The following is a 381-nucleotide window of genomic DNA, read 5'->3' as shown; positions in this document are numbered from 1 at the left end:
GCAACCGTCCCGCATGTAGAACCAGCTTTTCCAGCGATCGGGTTTATTCGGGTGTTCGACCTCTGCGCGCAGCGGGTAGATATAGCCGCCGCTTTGATGCGTTTCATTCGTACTGATCAAGCGCGCGGCCCGGCCATCTCGCGTTTGTATCGGCTGCGACAAGTCGAGTATTTCAAGAATATGATCACGCGGCGTCATCGGTCGGTCCTCCTGTGGCGGTGAGAGCGCGGCGGGCGAGCGCTTCTTCGACGGATGCCTCCATCGCGGCGGCAATATCGCCCGCGTTTCGCATGACGCCCTCGCAGGCGTTCAACGTATCGGCGGATCTCTCAAGAGCCCCGCGCAGCCGCGCCACCTCATCGGCGAGCCGGTCGCGGTCGG

Annotated in this window: 2 protein-coding genes; both read right to left on the bottom strand. The window is 62.7% G+C overall.

The window, feature by feature from the left end; translation table 11 throughout:
• Positions 1-198 (bottom strand): hypothetical protein (locus tag MKK60_RS00015; protein ID WP_243983388.1); only part of this gene is annotated, 198 nt, incomplete at its 3' end.
• Positions 185-381, bottom strand: a 197-nt coding sequence (locus MKK60_RS00010; protein WP_243983387.1) for a hypothetical protein, incomplete at its 5' end; no start/stop codon positions are given. The genes MKK60_RS00010 and MKK60_RS00015, both read right to left, overlap by 14 nt.

Source organism: Methylobacterium sp. J-092, assembly GCF_022829325.1.
In the GTDB taxonomy this organism is placed as follows: Bacteria; Pseudomonadota; Alphaproteobacteria; order Rhizobiales; family Beijerinckiaceae; genus Methylobacterium.
The sequence above is the reverse complement of the archived record's forward strand: the minus strand, read 5'-3'. Positions and strand labels throughout refer to the sequence as shown.